This window comes from Streptomyces sp. NPDC016845 (assembly GCF_044332585.1).
Lineage (GTDB): Bacteria > Actinomycetota > Actinomycetes > Streptomycetales > Streptomycetaceae > Streptomyces.
Window position 1 is genome coordinate 48,404 of record NZ_JBIRPI010000018.1, and the last position, 18,469, is coordinate 66,872.

General features: G+C 71.8%; 21 protein-coding genes. 12 read left to right on the forward strand and 9 right to left on the reverse strand.

Going from position 1 to position 18,469, the window contains the following annotated elements; genetic code table 11:
* Positions 1–149: 149 nt before the first annotated feature.
* Genes ACH4RC_RS31105 through ACH4RC_RS31115 form a run of 3 tightly spaced genes read left to right on the forward strand, consistent with a single transcriptional unit; the run spans position 150 to position 4,063 of the window.
* On the forward strand, positions 150–1,022 hold the full coding sequence (locus ACH4RC_RS31105; protein ID WP_398206802.1) for an ABC transporter ATP-binding protein: 873 nt from the start codon (positions 150–152) through the stop codon (positions 1,020–1,022).
* Positions 1,019–1,993 (forward strand): ABC transporter substrate-binding protein, encoded by a 975-nt coding sequence (locus ACH4RC_RS31110; RefSeq protein WP_398206804.1) that lies wholly within the window; start codon positions 1,019–1,021, stop codon positions 1,991–1,993. The genes ACH4RC_RS31105 and ACH4RC_RS31110 overlap by 4 nt, the downstream gene beginning before the upstream one ends.
* Positions 1,994–1,996: 3 nt before the next feature.
* The gene (locus ACH4RC_RS31115) at positions 1,997–4,063 is read left to right on the forward strand and encodes an iron ABC transporter permease (protein WP_398206806.1); all 2,067 of its coding nucleotides are present in this window, start codon (positions 1,997–1,999) and stop codon (positions 4,061–4,063) included.
* Between the two features lie 19 nt (positions 4,064–4,082).
* Here the strand turns inward: ACH4RC_RS31115 and ACH4RC_RS31120 are convergent, their stop codons facing one another.
* A complete protein-coding gene (locus ACH4RC_RS31120) occupies positions 4,083–4,559 on the reverse strand; it encodes a peroxiredoxin (protein WP_398206808.1) in 477 nt (158 codons plus the stop codon).
* A gap of 83 nt (positions 4,560–4,642) precedes the next feature.
* Between ACH4RC_RS31120 and ACH4RC_RS31125 the strand changes: the two genes are divergently transcribed.
* Positions 4,643–4,840: a hypothetical protein gene (locus ACH4RC_RS31125; protein WP_398206810.1), complete on the forward strand. Its 198-nt coding sequence runs from the start codon at positions 4,643–4,645 to the stop codon at positions 4,838–4,840.
* 15 nt (positions 4,841–4,855) lie between these two features.
* Here the strand turns inward: ACH4RC_RS31125 and ACH4RC_RS31130 are convergent, their stop codons facing one another.
* Positions 4,856–5,083, reverse strand: a complete 228-nt coding sequence (locus tag ACH4RC_RS31130; protein ID WP_398206812.1) for a CopG family transcriptional regulator — start codon at positions 5,081–5,083, stop codon at positions 4,856–4,858.
* A gap of 298 nt (positions 5,084–5,381) precedes the next feature.
* Here ACH4RC_RS31130 and msrA point away from each other — a divergent pair, with 298 nt between their 5' ends.
* Together msrA and ACH4RC_RS31140 are read left to right on the forward strand one after the other, a co-directional pair.
* Complete coding sequence (gene msrA / locus ACH4RC_RS31135) at positions 5,382–5,903, forward strand: peptide-methionine (S)-S-oxide reductase MsrA (RefSeq protein WP_398206814.1); 522 nt, start codon at positions 5,382–5,384, stop codon at positions 5,901–5,903.
* A 64-nt stretch (positions 5,904–5,967) separates the two neighbouring features.
* Positions 5,968–6,378, forward strand: coding sequence for a hypothetical protein (locus tag ACH4RC_RS31140; RefSeq protein WP_398206816.1), 411 nt, complete (start codon positions 5,968–5,970; stop codon positions 6,376–6,378).
* A gap of 77 nt (positions 6,379–6,455) precedes the next feature.
* Here the strand turns inward: ACH4RC_RS31140 and ACH4RC_RS31145 are convergent, their stop codons facing one another.
* On the reverse strand, positions 6,456–7,820 hold the full coding sequence (locus ACH4RC_RS31145; protein WP_398206818.1) for an FAD-dependent oxidoreductase: 1,365 nt from the start codon (positions 7,818–7,820) through the stop codon (positions 6,456–6,458).
* Positions 7,821–8,012: 192 nt separating this feature from the next.
* On the opposite strand from ACH4RC_RS31145, the gene ACH4RC_RS31150 reads away from it, so the two are divergent.
* Together ACH4RC_RS31150 and ACH4RC_RS31155 are read left to right on the forward strand one after the other, a co-directional pair.
* Positions 8,013–8,669, forward strand: coding sequence for a maleylpyruvate isomerase N-terminal domain-containing protein (locus tag ACH4RC_RS31150; protein WP_398206820.1), 657 nt, complete (start codon positions 8,013–8,015; stop codon positions 8,667–8,669).
* A gap of 16 nt (positions 8,670–8,685) precedes the next feature.
* Entirely contained in the window at positions 8,686–9,441 is a 756-nt protein-coding gene (locus tag ACH4RC_RS31155; RefSeq protein WP_398206822.1) for an SDR family NAD(P)-dependent oxidoreductase, read from the forward strand.
* Here the strand turns inward: ACH4RC_RS31155 and ACH4RC_RS31160 are convergent.
* Entirely contained in the window at positions 9,438–10,451 is a 1,014-nt protein-coding gene (locus ACH4RC_RS31160) for an aldo/keto reductase (protein WP_398206824.1), read from the reverse strand. The two genes, ACH4RC_RS31155 and ACH4RC_RS31160, sit on opposite strands and share 4 nt — an antisense overlap.
* 40 nt (positions 10,452–10,491) lie before the next feature.
* Entirely contained in the window at positions 10,492–11,316 is an 825-nt protein-coding gene (locus tag ACH4RC_RS31165) for an aldo/keto reductase (protein WP_398206826.1), read from the reverse strand.
* 342 nt (positions 11,317–11,658) lie between these two features.
* Here ACH4RC_RS31165 and ACH4RC_RS31170 point away from each other — a divergent pair, with 342 nt between their 5' ends.
* From ACH4RC_RS31170 to ACH4RC_RS31180, 3 genes are all read left to right on the forward strand, one after another.
* Complete coding sequence (locus ACH4RC_RS31170) at positions 11,659–11,823, forward strand: hypothetical protein (protein WP_398206828.1); 165 nt, start codon at positions 11,659–11,661, stop codon at positions 11,821–11,823.
* 66 nt (positions 11,824–11,889) lie between these two features.
* A complete protein-coding gene (locus tag ACH4RC_RS31175; protein WP_398206830.1) occupies positions 11,890–12,444 on the forward strand; it encodes a DoxX family protein in 555 nt (184 codons plus the stop codon).
* A gap of 31 nt (positions 12,445–12,475) precedes the next feature.
* Positions 12,476–12,793, forward strand: a complete 318-nt coding sequence (locus ACH4RC_RS31180) for a hypothetical protein (protein WP_398206832.1) — start codon at positions 12,476–12,478, stop codon at positions 12,791–12,793.
* 80 nt (positions 12,794–12,873) lie between these two features.
* Here the strand turns inward: ACH4RC_RS31180 and ACH4RC_RS31185 are convergent, their stop codons facing one another.
* On the reverse strand, positions 12,874–13,311 hold the full coding sequence (locus ACH4RC_RS31185) for an SRPBCC family protein (protein WP_398206834.1): 438 nt from the start codon (positions 13,309–13,311) through the stop codon (positions 12,874–12,876).
* Positions 13,312–13,356: 45 nt separating this feature from the next.
* Positions 13,357–14,121 (reverse strand): hypothetical protein, encoded by a 765-nt coding sequence (locus ACH4RC_RS31190; protein ID WP_398206836.1) that lies wholly within the window; start codon positions 14,119–14,121, stop codon positions 13,357–13,359.
* A gap of 201 nt (positions 14,122–14,322) precedes the next feature.
* Between ACH4RC_RS31190 and ACH4RC_RS31195 the strand changes: the two genes are divergently transcribed.
* Positions 14,323–16,386, forward strand: a complete 2,064-nt coding sequence (locus ACH4RC_RS31195; protein ID WP_398206838.1) for a SpoIIE family protein phosphatase — start codon at positions 14,323–14,325, stop codon at positions 16,384–16,386.
* Positions 16,387–16,399: 13 nt separating this feature from the next.
* Here ACH4RC_RS31195 and ACH4RC_RS31200 read toward each other — a convergent pair whose 3' ends face one another.
* Both ACH4RC_RS31200 and ACH4RC_RS31205 read right to left on the reverse strand, forming a co-directional pair.
* Positions 16,400–16,903, reverse strand: coding sequence for a hypothetical protein (locus ACH4RC_RS31200; protein WP_398206840.1), 504 nt, complete (start codon positions 16,901–16,903; stop codon positions 16,400–16,402).
* Positions 16,904–17,328: 425 nt separating this feature from the next.
* Positions 17,329–18,327: a sporulation protein gene (locus tag ACH4RC_RS31205; RefSeq protein WP_398206842.1), complete on the reverse strand. Its 999-nt coding sequence runs from the start codon at positions 18,325–18,327 to the stop codon at positions 17,329–17,331.
* Between the last annotated feature and the right edge of the window lie 142 nt (positions 18,328–18,469).

An 18,469-nucleotide genomic window follows, 5' to 3' on the forward strand; every position in this document is an offset into this window, starting at 1 on the left:
TCACCCACCATGTTCGGCTCCTCGACTCATGCGGAAGGTCCGAGAACATTACCACCCGTCCCTGTCGTCACGCAGGGGGAGACCTGGGCCGCGTGTTGGCAGGGGAGGGGTGGTTTCGCGCCAGATAAGGTTAGGCTAACCTTCGATTTGTGAGATCTGGTGAACGCGCAGGCAGCGCCCCACGTCCGCGCGGTCATGAGCTGTCGGCCGCGCAGGTGACCGTGTCGTACGACGGCGTCGACGTCGTGCACGACGCGGCGCTCGTCCTCCGGCCCGGCGAAGTGACCGCCCTGGTCGGCCCCAACGGCAGCGGCAAGTCGACCTTGCTGCGCACGATCGCGCGGCTGCAGGGCGCCCGCACGGGCACGCTGACCCTCGACCCCGGGACGACCGAAGCGACCGACGGCTTCGACCTCACGACCCGTCAGTTCGCGCGCCGGGTCGCCCTGTTGACGCAGAGCCGCCCCACGCCCGCCGGGCTCACCGTCCGCGACGTGGTCGAGTTCGGCCGCTACCCGTACCGCGGGCGCTGGGGGCGCACCGACCCCGACGGCGCGGACGTGGTCGAGCGCGTGCTCGCCCTGACCGGCGTCGCGGAGCTCGCCGAGCGCGGCGTCGACCAGCTCTCCGGCGGCCAGTTGCAGCGGGTGTGGCTCGCGGGCTGCCTCGCCCAGCAGACCGGCGTGCTCCTGCTCGACGAACCCACGACCTACCTCGACCTGCGCTACCAGGTCGAACTCCTCGACCTGATGCGCGATCTCGCGGACGACGACGGCATCGCCGTCGGCGTCGTCCTGCACGACCTCGACCAGGCCGCCGCCGTCGCCGACCGCATCGCCCTGCTCAGCGCGGGGCGCGTCATCGCCGACGGCGCGCCGCAGGACGTGCTCCAGCCGGAGCGGCTGTCCGAGACGTACGGCATCCGTATCGACGTCGACACCGACCCCTTGACCGGCCGCCTGCGAACCCGCGCGATAGGCCGGCACCACAGCAGAAGCGAAAGGCTCCCCAGCACGCCATGAGACGACTCCTGATCACCGCGGCCGCCGTCACCGCGGCAGCCCTCGCCCTGTCCGGCTGCGGTTCGTCCGAGCCCGCCAAGGCCTCGGCCGACACCAAGTCCGAGAAGATCACGGTCACCGACGCCAATGGCGCGAAGGTGACGCTCGACCACGCGGCGACCAAGGTCGTCGGCACCGAGTGGAACGTCGTCGAGTCCCTCGTCACCCTCGGCGTCGACCCCGTGGGCGTCGCCGACGTCAAGGGCTACACGGCGTGGGACAAGGCCGCCCCGCTGACGGGCTCGCCCAAGGACATCGGCACCCGCGGCGAGCCCAGCATGGACACCATCGCGGGCCTCGCCCCCGACCTCATCGTCGCCACCACCGACCTGTCGGCGTCCGCGATCAAGCAGATGAAGAAGATCGCCCCCGTCCTCCAGGTCAAGGCCGCCAACGGCGCCGACCAGATCGGGCAGATGAACGACACGCTCGACGCCGTCGCCAAGGCGACCGGCAAGGAGAGCGAGGCCAAGGCCGCGAAGACGGAGTACGAGGCCAAGATCGCCGCGGGCAGGAAGGCCCTGAAGGACGCCGGGCTCGCCGGTACGCAGATCGCCATGGCCGACGGCTACTCCGCCTCCAACCAGGTCTCCGTGCGCGCCTACACCAGCGGTTCCCAGCTCGGCACCGTCAACGAGGCGCTCGGCCTGAAGAACGTCTGGAAGCTCAAGGGCGACAAGGACTACGGCCTCGCCACCACCGACGTGGAAGGGCTCACCGGGCTCGGCAAGGGCACCCAGTTCCTCTACATCGGCAACAAGTCCGAGACCGACGTCTTCACCAAGGACCTCGCGGGCAACGCCGTCTGGAAGTCGCTGCCCTTCGTCAAGAGCGGTGACGTGCACCGCCTTGACGACGGGATCTGGATGTTCGGTGGGCCGAAGTCGATGGAGCAGTACATCGACGCGGTCGTCAGCACTCTCACGAAGTAGGCCATGACCGTCACCGCAACCCCTACCGCCACGCCCGAGCGCTCGGTCGCGTCCCCCTCGGGCGCGGTCGCGGTGACGGTCGGGCTCCTCCTCCTCGTCGTCGCACTCGCCGTCGTCGACATCACGCAGGGCACCGCCTCCGTCGGCGCGAGCCAGGTGTGGAAGGCGCTCACCGGCCACGCCGAGGAGGGCGACGCCTCCGTGGTCATCGCCTCCCGGCTGCCCCGCATGGTCGCCGGGATCCTCGTCGGCGTCGCACTCGGCGCGGCCGGCGCGGTCCTCCAGGCCGTCAGCCGCAATGTCCTCGCCGCGCCCGACACCCTCGCGGTCAACGCCGGTTCGTACCTCGCGCTGAGCGTGCTCACCGTGACCGGCGTCAGCCTGCCGCTGCTCGCGTCGTCGTCGGTCGCGTTCATCGGCGGGCTCGCGGCGGCCGCCGTCGTCCTCGGCCTCGCCGGACGCGGCGCCGGATCCGTACGCCTCGTCCTCGCGGGCAGCGCGCTGACCCTCGGTCTCAACGCCGTCGTCGAAGCGCTGCTCCTGCTGTTCCCCGAGTCCACCGACGGCATCTACCAGTGGGCTCAGGGCAGCATCAGCCAGAACGGCTTCAGCGGCATCGTCCGCATGGCCCCGGTCGTGCTCGCCGCCCTGACCGCCCTCACCTTCCTCGCCCGGCGCGTCGACGCCCTCGCCCTCGGCGACGAAGCCGCGCGCGGCCTGGGCGTCTCCGTCCGCTCCACCCGCGTCATCACGGTCGTCCTCGCCGCCCTGCTGTCGGCGGCGTCGGTGACCCTCGCCGGGCCCATCGGCTTCGTCGGCCTGTGCGCACCGGCCCTGGTCCGTCCGCTCGCGCGCCGCGTCCGTCCCCTCGTACGGCACCGGCTGCGGATCCCCTTCGCGGGGCTCGTCGGCGCGGCGCTCGTGCTCGGCGCGGACGTCCTGCTGCGCACCGTGACCTCGGCCGAGACCGCGGTGACCGTGCCGACCGGCGTCGTCACCAGCGTCATCGGCGCCGTCTTCCTCGTCGTCATGGCGGTACGGATGCGGGACGGCGACGCCGCCGCCGCGCAGGAGCACCTGCGCATCCCGAGCCGGGCCGCGTTCACGCTCACCGTGATCGTCCTCGTGGCCGTCCTCATCGGCGCGACCGTCGCCGGGGTCCTCGTCGGCGACAACACGCTGCTCCTCGGCGACGTCACCAACTGGCTGACCGGGCAGGCCGGGCAGGCCGTCAGCTTCGTGCTCGACACCCGGGTGCCCCGCGTCCTGGCCGCCCTCACCGCGGGCGCGGCGCTCGCCCTCTCCGGCACCCTCGTCCAGTCCGTCAGCCGCAACCCGCTCGCCGAACCCGGCACCCTCGGCGTCTCCGGCGGCGCGGGGCTCGGCGCCGTCCTGCTCGTCACCACCGCGCCCGGCGCCGGGGCGTGGGCCATCGCGGGCGCGGCGCTCGTGGGCGCCGCGGTCAGCTCCTCGCTCGTCTTCGGGCTCGCGGCGAAGGGCGGGTTCCAGCAGAGCAGGCTCGTTCTGATCGGCATGGGCGTCGCCACCGGCGCGACCGCGCTGATCAGCCTCCTCATCGTGCTCACCGACCGGTTCAGCGCCACCAAGGCCCTGATCTGGCTGTCGGGTTCGACGTACGGGCGCACCGGCACCGACGTCCTGCCGGTGGCGGCGGTCCTCGTCATCGCCACCGCCGTCACGGTCGTGCGGCGCAGGGAGCTCGATCTGGTCTCCCTGGACGAGGACACCCCGCGCCTGCTCGGCCTCGACCTCGCGCGCGGCCGCCTCGGCTTCCTCGTCCTCAGCGTGCTGCTCAGCGCCACGGCCGTCGCCGCCGCGGGCACGATCGGCTTCGTCGGCCTCATCGCCCCGCACGCGGCGCGCGCCCTGGTGGGCCGCAAGCATGTACGGGTCGTGCCCGTCGCAATGCTGCTCGGCGCGACGCTGGTGTGCGCCTCCGACCTGCTCGGGCGCACGGTGATCGCCCCGGCGCAGCTCGGCGCGGGCCTGATGACGGCGGTCATCGGGACGCCGTACTTCGTGTACCTGCTGGTGCGCAGCCGCCGATAGCGGCTCCGGACGAAGGGTTCTACCGGGCGTCGGCCGCGCGCAGAGCGGCCAACGCCTTGTCCGCGTGGGCGCTCATCCGGAACTCGCTGCGGACGATCTCCAGGACGCGGCGGTCCGTCCCGATGACGAACGTGGCCCGCTTGGTCGGCAACGGGCCGAACCCGCGCGCCACGCCGAACCGCCCGCGTACCGCGCCCTCCGGGTCCGAGAGCAGCGGGAAGCCGAGCGTGTTCCGCCCCGCGAACTCCTGCTGCCGCTCCACGGCGTCCGAGCTGACCCCGACCGGGCGGGCGCCGACCGCGGCGAACTCGGCGGCCAGGTCCCGGAAGTGGCAGGCCTCGGCGGTGCACCCCGGGGTCATCGCGGCCGGATAGAAGAACAGCACGACCGGCCCCCCGCCGAGCAGGGAGGACAGGGACGTGGGGGTGCCCGTCTCGTCGGGCAGGGTGAACTCCTCGACGACGGATCCGACTTGGATGCGGGGGGACGCGGGCACGGCGGGCTCCTGAGGGACGCGGGTGATGGACGAAGATTGCCTGAACGGGCTCTAAGGCGCGCCACGCTGGGTAAGGGCGCGCAATGAACTCGCATGATCAGAACGTGGAGACGGCGGCGGCAGCCGCGGAGTTCCTGGCCGGGCAGCAGGTCACGGAGAAGCAGTGCGGAGGCTGCGGCTCTGTCGTCGCGGGCATCAACGGCCGCTACGCGTGCGGTGCCTGCGGCTGGATCAACCACTGGTCGGACGGTGACACCCGGCTGCCCGGCACCGACGGGTGAGGACCCCGTGAACGATCACAGGATGTGAATGCGCTCCAGCTCGCCGTCCGTCTTGCGGATCATGAGCTCGTGGCCCTCGGCCCGCTCACGCTCGACGAAGCCGAGCAGCAGCACGGCGCGGTTGATGACGTCCGCCTTGCTGACGCCACCGGTCTCGGCCAGCTCGTTGACCGCGACGACGGCGGGCGGTGCCAGCGTGACGGAGAAGCGTTCGCTGGGCGGGTGGTCCGGGTGTCGTGCCATGGGTGGGCCTCCTCGGCCTCCTCGTCGGTACGGGCTGACTCGTCGAGTGAACCACAAGCGACCCGCAAACGCACCACATATGCACCACCACGTCCCCCGCCGCCTGCCGCACCGTCGGCGGGGTCGCCCGTCCGGAGCCGGTGCTCCCGGTCCTGCCCGGCGCCCGGATCGCGGGCGACGTGGCGGCCGGCGCGGACCGGCTGAGGGAGGGAATCGGCCGGCCCCGCCGTGCGTTACAGCTCCTGCGGCCCGAACAGTGAGAACGGGCCGTCACCACCGATCTGGGCAGGAGTTTCGCATGACCGTGGGAACCGAGAAGGCTGTGCTGGCCGGAGGCTGCTTCTGGGGCATGGAGGACTTGATCCGCAAGCAGCCCGGAGTGGTGTCCACGCGCGTGGGCTACAGCGGCGGTGACACACCCGACGCCACCTACCGCAACCACGGCGACCACGCCGAGTCCATCGAGATCGTCTACGACCCGTCGGTGACCAGCTACCGGGACGTACTGGAGTTCTTCTTCCAGATCCACGACCCGTCGACCCGGGACCGGCAGGGCAACGACATCGGCCGCAGCTACCGTTCGGCCATCTTCTACGCGGACGAGGCACAGCGCGCCGTCGCCGAGGACACCATCGCCGACGTCGACGCGAGCGGCCTGTGGCCGGGCAAGGTGGTCACCGAGGTCGAGCCGCTCGGTGACTTCTGGGAGGCCGAGCCCGAGCACCAGGACTACCTGGTGCGCTACCCGAACGGCTACACCTGCCACTTCCCCCGCCCGAACTGGAAGCTGCCGAAGCGCGCGGAGTCGGCCACCGGCTGACCTCGCACACCCCGGCGGGCGGTAGCGTGCTGCGGTGGACGGGGCGCGTGGGAGGGAACCGGCGATGGTGGAGTGGAGACGGATCGGACGGGGCGTCCGGCAGGTTCCGGAACCGTGGGCGACCCCGCTCATATGGACCGCCGCCTACCTGGGCGCCTTCGCGCTCGTCGCCCTCCTCGACGTGCTCGGCTTCCTCGACCGTACGGGCCTCGCGCTCCTCGTGCTCATGCTGCTCGCGGCGCTGCTCGGCATACGGGGCCGTTTCATCGCGGCGCCCGGCACCGCGCTGCTCTGCTGGACCTGTCTCAACGTCCTCGGCACGGAACCGGCCGGTGAGCTGTCGTGGGCCGGGCACCGCGACCCGGGGTGGATGGCGTGCCTGCTCGCGGCGGCGGTCGTGGGGACGGTCGCGGGCCGCGTGCTGCACGCGCGGGCCGCGTACCACCGGGTGACACCGTTCGACGAACCGGTCTGAGATCACCGCTTGCACCACAGGGAAGGGCCCCTGCCGCACATCGCGGCAGGGGCCCTTCCTTCGTTCGAGCGGCCGGGTCAGGCACCACTGGCGTCGAGCATCGCGTCGCGCTCGACGATCTTCACGCGCTCGCGGGACTGCGGCTCGCCGAGCGCCTTCTCGGCGGCGTCGAGCTTGTACCAGCCGTCCCACGTGGTGTACCGGACGCCGCGCTCGCCGAGGTACGCCTCGACGGCCTCGGGGGCCGGGGAGGCCGGGGCGGGCAGACGGCCGGCCCCGAAGTCCTCGAGGAGGTTCGCCACGGTCTCGTTGGCGTCGCCCTTGGTGTGGCCGATCAGACCGATCGGGCCGCGCCGGATCCAGCCGGTGACGTAGGTGGACGGCAGGTGCTCGCCGGACTCCTGGATCACGCGGCCGCCCTCGTCGGGGACGGTGCCGGTGGCGACGTCCCAGGGGAGCTTGGGCAGCTCGTCGGAGAGGTAGCCGACCGCGCGGTAGACGGCGGTGACGTCCCAGTCCGTGAAGTTGCCGGTGCCCTTGACGTTGCCGGTGCCGTCCAGCTCGGTGCGCTCCGTGCGCAGCGCCGTGACCTTGCCGTCCTCGCCGACGATCTCGGTGGGCGACTCGAAGAAGTGCAGGAACAGCTTGTGCGGGCGCTCGCCGATGTCGCGGATCGCCCAGTTCTCCAAGGTCTTGGCGACCATGTCGGCCTGCTTGTTGGCGCGGCGCGTCGCGATCGAGCCCTCGTCGTAGTCGATGTCCTCGGGGTTGACGATGACCTCGATGGTGGGGGAGTGGTCCAGCTCGCGCAGCTCCATGGGGCTGAACTTCGCCTGCGCCGGGCCGCGGCGGCCGAACACGTGGATCTCGCGCGCCTTGTTGGCCTGAAGGCCCTCGTGCACGTTCGGCGGGATCTCGGTCGGAAGAAGCTCCTCGGCGGTCTTGGCGAGGATGCGGGCGACGTCGAGGGCGACGTTGCCGACGCCGAGGACGGCGACCTTCTCCGCGTCGAGCGGCCAGGTCCTGGGCACGTCCGGGTGGCCGTCGTACCAGGACACGAAGTCCGCGGCGCCGTACGAACCGTCGAGGTCGAGGCCCGGGATGTCCAGGTGGCGGTCGGCGGTGGCGCCGGTCGAGAAGACGACCGCGTCGTAGAAGCTGCGCAGGTCGTCGAGGTCGATGTCGCGCGGGTAGTCCACGTTGCCGAAGAGGCGGATCTGCGGCTTGTCGAGGACCTGGTGCAGGGCGGTGACGATGCCCTTGATGCGCGGGTGGTCGGGCGCCACGCCGTAACGGATCAGGCCGAAGGGGGCGGGCATGCGCTCGAACAGGTCGATGGACACGCCGGGCTCGGTGGCCACTGCGGACTTCAGCAGAGCGTCGGCGGCGTAGATGCCGGCGGGGCCCGCTCCGACAATGGCGACCCGCAGAGGGCGAGGCATGTTCAGGTTCCCTTCGAAGGACAGAGTCGTACTCCCCCTGATCTTAAAGTAAGGCAAGCCTTAGTTGGCAGGCGGGTCCGGTCTATGGGCTCATAAGCAAGGTTTATGACATGTCATAGGTCGGCTTCAGGTCGTTTCCCAGGGGCCCGCAACCCGCTTGTGAGGGACCTGTCCGGCGCTTAGCGTGCCCCCGTGGATCCCTTCACGCAGTCATGGGCCGCCCTGCGCGCGGCCGTCGCCGGCCTCGCCGACGAGGACTACGAGCAGCCGTCGGGCTGTACCGGGTGGCTCGTCCGGGACCTGGTGTGCCACCTGGTCATCGACGCCCAGGACGTGCTCATCACGCTGGTCACTCCGGCCGGCGGGGAGCCGACTGCCGACGCCGCGGGGTACTGGGAACTCCGCGCCGGGCCCCCGTCCGGTGACGATCCGCTGGACGCGCTGGTCCCGCGCCTCGCCGCGGCCTACGGCGCACCGCACCTGCTCGCGTTCCACCTCGACGACGTCGGCTCCGCCGCCGGACGCGCCGCCCGGCTCGCGGACCCCGTCGCCCGGGTCGCCACCCAGGGCAAGGCGCTGACGGCCGGCGACTACCTGTCGGCGTACGTCCTGGAGTGGACCCTGCACCATCTGGACCTGGTCGCCCACCTGCCCTCGGCCCCGCGGCCGCCCGCCGGGACGCTCGCGGTGGCGCGCACCGGGCTGGAGGAGATCGCCGGGGCCGCGTTCCCGGCCTCGTACACGGACGCGGACGCGCTGCTCATCGGAACGGGGCGCCGGACGCCGACCGCCGCCGAGGCGGCCGCGCTGGGCGACTTCGCCGCGCGCCTTCCCCTGATTCTCGGCTGACCCGTACGTTGACGCCATGACACATGCAACAACCCCTGGTACAGCCTTGATCACCGGTTCGTCGCGCGGCCTCGGAGCCGTCATCGCCCAACGCCTCGCGGACGACGGGCATCCGGTCGCCGTCGTCTACCGGTCCGGTGCGCAGGCGGCGGAGGCGGTGGTGGCAGGCATCCGCGCGAAGGGCGGGACCGCCGAGGCGTTCGCCGCCGACGTGACGGACGAGGCCGCGGTGACGGCGCTCGTGGCCGAGGTCGCCGACCGGCTCGGCCCCGTCACCACGCTCGTCGTCAACGCCACCGGGCCGCAGCCCGAGGTCGATCCGACCGAGGTGACCTGGCAGGACCACCTCGACCAGCTCACCTTCTTCGTCAAGAGCCCCACCCTGCTCATGCAGGCCGCGCTGCCCGCGATGCGGGAGCGCGGCGGCGGCCGCATCGTCCAGATCGGCTCCGACGTCATCGAGCGCGTGCTGCCCGACATGTCCGCGTACACGGCCGCGAAGGCCGCCCAGCACAGCCTCACCGAGATCTGGGCCCGCGCGCTCGGCCCGGACGGGATCACCGTGAACACCGTGGCCCCGGGCTGGATCCCGGTCGAGCGGCACGCCGACGTGCCCGCCGACGCGATGACGGCCTACGCCGCCGACGTACCGCTGCGCCGCATGGGCGTCCCCGACGACGTGGCCGCCGCCGTCTCCTATCTGGTCTCCCCGCAGGCGGCCTTCGTCACGGGGGAGCGCATACGGGTCAACGGCGGCCACGCACTCGGCTAGGCGCCCACCGGTACCGGCGCCCGGTGCGCGACGATCCCGCGCTCGCGCAGCGACTTCCAGAAGGCGTACGGGACCTCCTCGGCGAGCGCGGCCAGGTCCTCGGCGATGCGGGCGGGCCGCGTAGCGCCGGGGATGACGGCCGCGACCGCCGGGTGGGCGAGGACGAACTGGAGCGCGGCGGACTTGATGCCGATGCCGTGCTCCTGCGCGAGGGACTTGATCCGGCCCACCTTCTCGACGATGTGGGCCGGGGCCTCGCCGTACTCGAAGTGGCTGCCGCCCGCCAGGATGCCGGAGCTGTAGGGCCCGCCGACGACGATGTCGACGTCCCGCTCGGCCGCCGCGGGCAGCAGGCGCTGCAGGGCGCGCTCGTGGTCGAGGAGGGTGTAGCGACCGGCGAGCAGGAAGGCGTCGGGGCTCGGCTCGTCCAGGTCGAGGGTCATCTCCAGCGGCTCGACCTTGTTGACGCCGATGCCCCACGCCTTGATGACGCCCTCGTCGCGCAGGCGGGTCAGCGCGCGGAACGCGCCGGTGCGGGCCGACTCGTACATCGCGACCCAGTCGTCGCCGTAGAAGTCCTGGGCGATGTCGTGCACCCAGACGATGTCGAGGCGGTCCGTGCGCAGGCGCTTCAGGCTGTCCTCGACGGAGCGGAGTGTCGCGTCGGCGCTGTAGTCGTTGACGATCTTGTTGGGGCGGCCGTGCTCGAACAGGGCGCCTTTCTCGCCGAGTTCACGGCCGGCGGGGTTCTCGGCCTCGTCGAGGACGACCCGGCCGACCTTGGTCGACAGGACGTACTCCTCGCGCGGCTGCCGGGCCAGGACCTCGCCGAGGCGCAGCTCCGCGAGGCCCGCGCCGTACAGGGGCGCGGTGTCGAAGTAGCGGATGCCCTGGTCCCAGGCCGCCTGCACGGTGGCGGCGGCCTCCTCGTCGGGGATGGCGCGGAACATGTTGCCGAGCGGTGCGGTGCCGAAGCCGATGCGGCCCGGCAGCAGGGTGCGGATGCTCATGAAGGTGCCTCAATCGGTGCTGCGTGGGGGGTGTGCGAGGTCAGTTCAGGGTGTCGGGGTCCGGGCCCGTGCGCAGGCCGCGGTCGGCGGCGGCGAGCGCGTCCAGCTCGTCGGCGGACAGCTCGAAGCCGAACACGTCGAGGTTCTCGCGGATCCGGGTCTCGGTGACCGACTTCGGGATCACCACGTTGCCGGTCTGCAGGTGCCAGCGCAGGACGACCTGGGCCGGGCTCTTGCCGTGGCGCGCGGCGATCGTGGTGACGGCCTCGTCCTCGAGGACGGCGCCCTGGGCGAGCGGGCTCCAGGCCTCGGTGACGATGCCGTGCTCGGCGTGGAAGTCACGCAGCTCGCGCTGCTGGAGGCCCGGGTGCAGCTCGATCTGGTTGACGGCCGGGACGACCGAGCCCTCGGCGAGGAGGCGCTCCAGGTGGGCCGGCTGGAAGTTGGAGACGCCGATGGCGCGCGTGCGGCCGTCGGCGTACAGCTTCTCCAGGGCGCGCCAGGTCTCGGCGTACAGGTCGCGGGCCGGGGCCGGCCAGTGGATCAGGTACAGGTCGACGTGGTCGAGGCCGAGCTTGTCGAGGGAGGCGTCGAAGGCGGCGAGGGTGGCGTCGTACCCCTGGTCGGCGTTCCACAGCTTGGTGGTGACGAACAGCTCGTCGCGGGCGATGCCGGAGTCGGCGAGCGCCCGGCCGACGCCGCGCTCGTTGCCGTAGATCGCCGCGGTGTCGACGGAGCGGTAGCCGGCGTCGAGGGCGGTGGCCACGGCGGCGGTGGTCTCCTCGTCGGGCACCTGGAAGACGCCGAAGCCGAGGCGCGGCATGGTGACGCCGTTGTTGAGGGTGACGGTGGGGATGGTGGACATGTGCGCGTCCCTTGCCTTACGTGCCGTGCGGTCGCGCCGCGCGGGGATGATGCGCGAGCGCCTTACGAGCGGAAACAATAGTTGCATACGCGGGTTAAATGCAAGCGCGGGTAGTGGCATGCGGGTGTGGTCCGTGTGGGTGGTGGCCGAGACGCGCCCACCGGAGCAAATGCCGTGAAATGCGCGTTGCGGAGTCCCCGCATCACCGCAAGGCTGGGCGCGTCGCTCAGGGGCAGTCGGAACCGGTCGGTACCGGTCGGGGCCGGTCGGTACCAAATGAGAATGGACGCCGCGAGGAGGACGCTGCCGATGCTAGTTGTCGCTCTTTTGCTCTTGCCGGCCATGGGGCTCCTGATGATCGCCATGGACCGCATCGAGGACCTGCTGAACGAGGAGACGCGCCCGCCGGCCGGCCGGCGCGTACGCCATCTGCGCCTCGTCCCCGCCGGGCGGCGCGCGGGCCGCCACCGGACGCCGCCGTCCGAACATCACGTCACGGCGGCCTGACCACCCGTTGCTCCTGACGGGTACTCTCGCGGACTGAGCACGGCGAGCCGGGGAAGACGTGCGGGCATGACCGTACTGAGGAAAGCCGCACGTCCGATGCTCGCGTCGGTCTTCGTGACCGGCGGGGTGAGCACGCTGCGCGACCCGGCACGGGTCGCGCCCGCCGCCGAACCGGTGGCGATGCCCGTCGCGGAGCGCGTCCCGCGGCTGCCGGAGGATTCCGAGCAGCTCGTCCGGATCAACGCCGCGGTGCAGGTCGGAGCGGGGCTCCTGCTCGCGACCGGGAGGCTGCCGCGCGTCGCGTCGCTCGCGCTCGCCGGTTCGCTCGTGCCGACGACGCTCGCGGGACACGCCTGGTGGAAGGAGAAGGACCCCGAGCGGCGCGCCCAGCAGCGGACGCAGTTCATGAAGAACCTCTCCCTGCTCGGCGGGCTGCTCATCGCCGCGGCCGACACGCACGGGAAGCCGTCCGTCGCCTACCGCACGCGCGGCGCCGTGGCGAGCGGCCGCAAGAGCGCGCGCCGCGCGGGGCGGGACGCCGCGGGCACCCTGCGAGGAGCCTCCGACGCCGTGCGCGTGCTGCCGTCCAACGCCAGGAAGGCCGTCACCGAGCACATGTGAGGCGAGCCGCCGAGATGAGGGAGGACCTCTCGTGACCACATTTGTCATCACCATCCCGGGGACGTTCCTGCGGGACGCGGACGCCCGCGCGCGGGCCGACATCGCCGAACGGCTGCGGCCCGTCGACCCGAACCAGACGGAGCTGGGCCGCGAGGAGGACCTCGACCTGCTCACCGTCAACGACGACAACACCTTCAGCATGCGCCTGGAGGTGACCGCGGGCGCCGGCGAGGAGGCCCAGCACAAGGCCGAGCGGACCGCGGCGGAGGCGCTGCGCGCCGCGGGCTTCTCCCCGGAGGACGCCCCGCTCGGCCCACCGGCCGTCACGGGGATCGACAACCCCGCCTGATGGCGCCGCACAAGCGAGGCGCCCGCCCCCCGAGGGGGCGGGCGCCTTCGCCGTGAGCGGTCGGCCCCGGGGTCGGGCTCTCAGGCCCGCCCGCGCTCGCGGGCGGCCGTCTCGGCGAGTTTCTGGAACTCGCCGAGGTCGTAGTTGGCCAGCGTCGAGTCGAGGTTGGTGAGGGCGCCCAGGCGCTCGACGAAACCCTTCGGGTCGTACTCGATCTGCAGGGTCACCCGGCTCGTGGTGTCGCTCAGCCGGTGGAAGGTCACCACTCCGGCATGGTCCACACCCTCGACGGTGTGCCAGGCGATCCGGTCCTCGGGGATCACCTCGGTGAGTTCGGCGACGAAGTTCTTCTCCGCCCCGGGCAGCTCCAGCTGCCACGCGAAACGCCGCTCGTCCATCGGTTCGACGAGGCGTACGTGGCTGAGGAAGGCGGGCCACCGGGACACGTCGCTCCACAGCTCCCAGGCGACGGAGACGGGGGCGTCGAGGTCGACGGACTCGAGCAAGGACGCGGACATGGGCACCTCTTTCTGGTCGTTCGCCGGGTCAGGTCGTTCGCCGGGTCAGGCCTTCTGCTCCGACGCGGCCAGTTCCTTCAGGTCGACGGTCTCCCCGGCGTCGGGCGCCTGCGGGCGGACCGGCTTGTCGTAATCGCTGAACGTGGCCGTATTGGGCGCCTTGCCGCCGCTCGTCGTCGTACGCAGGATGTACGGCTTTCCCTCGGTGGCCACGTACAGGGTGAGGGTCTCGCCGCCCGACGCCTTCTTCGTCAGCTTGATCGCCTCGGCGCCGTCGACGGTGGTCGTGCCGCCCTTCTCCATCCCCTGGCGCTCCGACTTGTTCTCGTCCATGGAGGCGACGAGCCCCTGCTTGTCGCACAGACCCTGCGTCATCGAGTCGTCGGCGGGCGCCTTCACCCACTTGTCGGCGACCTTCGGCACGACCTTGTCGCCGCCCGGCTGGCTCTTGAGCGCGTTCTGCCAGTACTTCTCGTCGCCGCGCAGGTACAGCGTCGCGTCCGTGTGGCGCACGTCCGCGTTCGCGCCGCCGCTGCGGATGGTGCCCTCGCAGTTCTTCTCCTGGTCCACCGACAGGTCGACGGTGACCGCGGCGCCCGACGAGGACCCGGCCTGACGCACGGTGCCCTTCATGTGCAGCGAGTCGGCCTGCTTGGTGGCCTCGACCGCGTCCGCCGCGATGTCGTCGGCGCTCTTGCCCGCGAAGGGCTTGTCGTCGCCGCTGTCGCTCCCGCACCCGGCCAGCGCGGCCAGGGCCGCCCCGGCGACCGCCGCCGTCATCGCTCTGCCGGCCTTCGTGCCGATCCTCATGAGGTGCGCTCCCTTCGCAAGGACATCCGAGGACGCCCACGGCCCCCGTCCGCTCCACGGCCGTCGGGGCCGCGGAACGCCCCCATTACCCCAAGTGCCCGGAGGATCACCGGAACGTCGCTTTCCACTTCTGGTGCACCGTGCCCGCGCGCATCGCCCGCCGGGCGTTTACGGTGAACGAGCGGCAGACCGGAGACAGCGATGACGTCAGCCAGGAAGTCACGGAAGCCGGGGAAGACCCCCATCGGTCTGGAACAGCGGATGTCCCTGACCGGCACAGGAACCTTCGACTGGGACCTGGACAGCGGCGCGGTGAGCCTCGACGCGAGCTCCCACGACCTGCTCGACCTGACCCCGGACGAATTCGGCGGCACCGTGGCCTCCCTGCGGGAGCGGGTGTCCTCGGAGGAGATCGTCCGGATGACGTTCGCGGTCACCGAGGCGATCGCCTCGGGCGCCGACTGCTACGGGGTCTACTTCCGCGCCCACCGCCGGGGCGGGGCGCTGCACCTCGTCCACGCGCGCGGGCGCATCCTGCGCGACGAGGACGGCCGCCCCGTGCGCGTCGTCGGCGTGATCCGTCCGGCCGCCGGGGACGGGACGGAGCTCGCGGCCGTCGACCCCAGGGAGGAGCACCGCCAGGGCATCGCCCTCATGGTGCAGGGCACCACCGACGCCCTCTCCCGGGCCGTCACCGTGGACGACGTGGTGGCCGTCCTGTCCGGCGCGAGCGGCCTGGACCGGTTCGCCGCCGACGGCCTCGTCCTCGGCCTCGTCGAGGGCGACCACCTGAAGCTGATCGCTCTTGTGGGCCAGACGATGCAGGCCCTCGACGAACTCAAGCTCCACAAGGTCGACGAGTCGCTGCCGCTCGCCCAGGCCGTCACCACCCGCCGGCCCCGCTTCATGGGCTCCCTGTCGAGCCCCGCCCGCGAGTACACCCGCCTCGGGCCCTACATCGAGGAGATGCGGCTCGACTCGGCGGCGTTCCTGCCGCTCGTCGCGCAGGACCGCGCGATCGGCGGACTCGCCCTGTTCTACCGGGGCCGCAAGGAGTTCACCGACGCGGACCGCAACCTGTGCATCGGCCTGTCCGGCATCGTCGCCCAGTCGCTGCAGCGCGCCATGCTCTTCGACGAGGAACGCGACATCGCCAAGAGCCTCCAGGCCACCATGCTGCCGCGCGGCGTCCCCGAGGTCGCGGACACCGAGGTCGCCGTGCGCTACCACGCCGCCTGGGGCGGCCGGGACGTCGGCGGCGACTTCTACGACGTCATCGCCCTGCCCCGGGGCCGCATCGGCGTGGTCGTCGGCGACGTCCAGGGCCACGACACCCACGCGGCGGCCATCATGGGCCAGCTGCGCATCGCCCTGCGCGCCTTCGCCGGAGAGGGCCACTCGCCCGCGACCGTCCTCTCCCGCACCTCACGGTTCCTGGCCGAGCTGGACACCGACCGCTTCGCGACCTGCACCTACGCCCAGTTCGACCCCGCCACCGGCATCGTGCGCGCCGTCCGGGCCGGACATCTGCCGCCGCTGGTCCGGCACGTCGACGGCCAGGTCGGCGTACCCCGCGTGCGGGGCGGACTGCCGCTCGGCCTCGCCAGCGAGTTCGGCATGGAGGACTACCCCGAGGTACGGCTCGACCTCGTGCCCGGCGAGACGCTGGTGCTCTGCACGGACGGGCTCGTGGAGGACTCGGGGCTCGACCTCGACACCGGCATCGAGAACCTCGCGGAGGTGCTGCGCACCGGCCCCGAACCCGCCGAGGAACTCGCGGACCACCTCTCGCGCGCGCTGTGGGAGCGCTGGGGCAGCAGCGACGACGTGGCGCTCCTCGTGCTGCGCCGCCTCCCCGACCCCGGCACCCTCCAGGAGCCGCGCATCCACCGCTACGTCCACCAGGCCGACCCCGAGGGGCTCGCGGACACCCGGGCGGCGCTGCGCGACCACCTCGCCTCGTGGGGCCTGCGCTCGGTCGCCGACGACGTCGAACTGGCGGCGGGCGAACTTCTCGTCAACGCGCTGGTCCACACCGAGGGCGGCGCCATCCTCACCCTGGAGGTGCTGACCGGGCCGCCCCGCCGCGTCCGCCTCTGGGTGAAGGACCGCTCCAGCTCCCGCCCCCGCCGCAGATCTCCCGGCGAGACCGCCACCAGCGGGCGCGGCCTGCTCCTGGTGGAGGCGGTCGCGTCGTCCTGGGGCGTCGAGCCGCGCGGTGAGGGCAAGGCGGTGTGGTGCGACTTCAGCGCGGGGGAGGACTGACCGCCGCTGCGGCTCAGCCGGCCGGGGCCAGATCCGTGATCTTCCGGGTCCGCAGATCCGACCGGACCTTGATCTTCGTGACGTCCGGGTTCTTCCCGTCGTTCCACGTGAGCGTCACCAGCGCCGTGGAATGCCCGGCCCCGGACCCGGTGTACGACACCGCCCACTTCACCGGAACGTTCTGCGCGAAAAGAATTCCGTCCGCGTGTTCCTTCTCCTCATAAGCGGCCACCTTCTTCTGCAGAGCCGGGGAGAGATAGAAAGCGCGCAGCGCCTTCGCGTCGGCGGCGGACCCCGGGTCCTCGTTGTCCCAGATGGCGTCGATGTAGGCGCCGTAGAAATTGGCCACGCGCGCGGTGGTGTTGCGGGGGTCGCCCTGCGAGGCGGGGGCCGCGGCGGTGGTGCGGGTCCCGCTGCCGGAGTCCGGGCCCGCCAGGGCGGGTGTGACGGCGGCCAGCGTCAGAACGGCGGCGACGCCGCCCGCGGCGATGAAGCGGGTGCGAATGGTCTTGCGCATCGGTGGTGCCTTCCCCGTGTACGTGCTCTGGTTCGAGCTAGGTCACAAGAGAAGATGTCGAATTCCTGGCGGCAGTTCCAGGAGCTCGAAGAATTCCCGCCGGAATCGCTGCCGAGTGGCGCAGTAAAATGGTTGTACGCCGAAAAGAAAAGAACCGGTAAAGACGCGTCCGGGGGCCGGGCGAAGAAAAGGAGGGGCGGCACGCGCGGTGCCGCCCCTCCTCGTGTGCTCCAGCGCGCCCTCAGGACTGGGGGCGGCTGCCGTGGTTGGCGCCGTTCCTGCGGCGGGCCTTCTTCTTACGGCGTCGCTTCGAGGACATCGCTACCTCCCAGGGTCGGTGTTTCTTGTGGATCTCCCTGGAACTGTCCAGGCGAGCACGTGCCCGCCTACCCGGTCACACCCGCCTCATGGTGTGACCCCCGTCACTATTCGCTCGCGTCGTCACCCTCGTCGCCCTCGAAGAAGTCCCCGACCTCGTCGACGACCTCGGCGGCGACCATGCCCCCGACGACGCCGACGGCGAGCCCCGCCGCGCCCACGGCGACCGCGGTGCCGACGCCGGGACCGGAGCGGTGGCCGTCCTCGTGAAAGCCGCCGTGGTCGTGGAAGCCGCTGCGCCGCTGCCCGTACCCGGCGTGGCTGCCGTACGCGGACCGGTGCTCGATCACCTGCCGCACCCAGCCGTCGACGAGCGTGTTCCAGTCCTGGTGGTGGACGTCGTCGTGGCCGACCGTGAACCGGGTGACGGCGTCGTGGCCGGACGAGAAGAGCCCGCCGCGCTTGTCCGCCTCCAGGACGACCTCCATGGCGCCGGGCGTGGCGAGGAAGGTCACCTCGATCTCGTCGACCTCGTGCGCGTACCGCGGCGCCGGGGTCAGCTCGATCTCCTGGTGGAACGGCAGGCTCTGCCCGGTGCCGCCGATGCGCCCGTACTCGAGGTCCGCGGAGCGGAAGCCGAAGCCGAGCTGCCCGAACGCCTCCAGGATCGCCTCCTGCGCGGGGAGCGGCCCGACGGCGAGCTGGTCCAGGTCGCCCCGGTCCTTGGCGCCGGCGACGGACAGCTCCGTGCGCACCCCGAGGACGATGCCGAGCCGCTGCCCGTACAACTCGGTGACCGGCGTCTCCCACGGCAGGGCCACGCTGAACGGCACGCTGTGCTCGGCGCCTTCGGTGAGCCGGAACCCGCCGCCCACCACGAACCGGTCGAAGACGACCACGCCTTCGCTCTCGCCCTGCTCGTGCTCGGCCTCGACGCGTGCGACGAGCTCGAGCGTGATCTGCTCGACGGTGAAGTCGCCGCCGCCGCCCTTGAGATGGACCCGGCCGGAGAGGCTGCCGCCGGGGACCGAGGCCCCCGGGGCGAGGACGGTGTCGACAGTGGGGCCGCCCACGCCGAGCGAGCCGAGCAGTCGTTTGAACACCATCGAAGCGTTCACTTCCTTGTCTGCGGGGTGGTGCGAGGGGGATCGGGAACACGGGTGGCGTTCCCTTCGTTCTGCAAGTCCTGCAACTATTTCTACAGGCACGTAGAAGTTACAGCGCGTGGACATTGCAGCGCGTGAAAGT